The sequence below is a fragment of the Crenobacter sp. CS_VA4 genome (assembly GCF_055597485.1).
Genome location: NZ_JBVMAE010000072.1, coordinates 1 through 1438, shown reverse-complemented (window position 1 = coordinate 1438; position 1438 = coordinate 1). Strand labels below are relative to the sequence as shown.

At 59.2% G+C, this 1438-nt stretch carries 1 protein-coding gene; it reads left to right on the top strand.

Features of this window, described 5'->3' with window-relative positions; genetic code table 11:
- Positions 1 to 521: 521 nt before the first annotated feature.
- Positions 522 to 1148: an isochorismatase family protein gene (locus ACZ2IA_RS22725; protein WP_470294860.1), complete on the top strand. Its 627-nt coding sequence runs from the start codon at positions 522 to 524 to the stop codon at positions 1146 to 1148.
- The last annotated feature ends 290 nt before the right edge of the window (positions 1149 to 1438 follow it).

The window sequence follows — 1438 nt, the reverse complement described above, 5'->3', positions numbered from 1 at the left end:
ATATCGGTAACCCAAAAGAGGTTGGCGCAACCATTCTGGCATCAACAATTCACCGTGTTTCCACACAGCCTCGCCGAGAGGCGGCCACTGGCACAACTTCAGTTCCGCGGTCTTCGCTCCCCCTTTGCACAGTCCAGTTCTGATGGGCTTCGCCTATCTGGCCAGGACCAGCCCTAGAGAACGAAACAGGACAGACATCCCGGCACAGCTGACCAGATTTGCCGGAATTTGCACATGGTTAAGTACCCCCTAGGGAGTCGCTGAAGCCGGCATCTTCCCCCTGCGCTGCCGATTTCATCGTTCCATGGGGCAGAACGAATCGTCGCAAAATAGTTAATTGTTTGGGACGGTACGGCTACCTAGAATGCTGACAAGGCAAGGATGCCGTCGTCAGCACAGGGGGTGAAAAAACCTACGAAGCTCAACCGTATCTTCCGTTAGTCGGTCTCGGCAGTGGCAATTGCTCTAGCTGTCTCGTTAGCCATCCATGCAACGCTTACGCAGGAGGAGGGACCAGTTCGATGAATTCACACGTCGCTACGCATTATGAGCGCCTGACTCGCGACAATGCGGTACTGCTCATCGTCGATCACCAAGTCGGGCTCTATACCGGGGTTCGTGACATCGATACGATGCAGCTCACGCACAATATCGTCGGCCTTGCTAAGGCAGCTGTCGCTCTCAAGATCCCCATCATTCTTACCACGACCACGGAGAATATGTGGGGGCCGATCATTCCTGAGTTGCAGGAAGCATTACCCGGAGTCGCTCACATCGAGCGGACGACCGTCAACGCCTGGGACGACCCGCGCGTGGTTGCAGCGGTGAAGGCAACGGGACGCAAGAAGTTAATCATTACCGGCATCACGACGGACGTTTGCCTAGCCTTTCCCGCCATGGCCGCACTGGCCGACGGCTACAGCACCTACGCGGTCGTCGATGCATCCGGTAGCTTTACCAAGGAACAAGCCGACCTTGGGGTGATGCGGATGATGCAAGCTGGGGTAATCCCGGTTGGCTACTCGAACGTCGCGGTAGAAATCCTGGGGGACAACGCTGCACCTGAAGCGAACGCCGTTTATTCCGCGCTAGGTATGCCCTTCGCAGGGCTGCTCTTCAATCTGAACCAGTATTTCTCTAACAAATAAGGGTTCCTGAATTGGAGCGGCGCACTGCGTCGCTCCACAATCGGAAAGCACCAAGCTTTCCGCCTCTACCTCTTAGAGCCTGTTCACGATCTTTTTGCGGCTGCGGCCGAGTACTGTCGGATGCAGCGCTAGGAGAGAGCCCCGCCGCAGTGTCCTTCACTGCCAGGGGTGAACGGCAACGCGATGCGCCGGTAGCACCCGGCCCCGAAGGGCTGGGGGGGGGGGGGGGGGGGGGGGGGGGGGGGGGGGGGGGGGGGGGGGGGGGGGGGGGGGGGGGGGGGGGGGGGGGG

Coding starts and splice junctions, on each gene's coding strand:
- ACZ2IA_RS22725 (WP_470294860.1), top strand. CDS start 522: ATGAATTCACACGTCGCTACGCATTATGAGCGCCTGACTCGCGACAAT.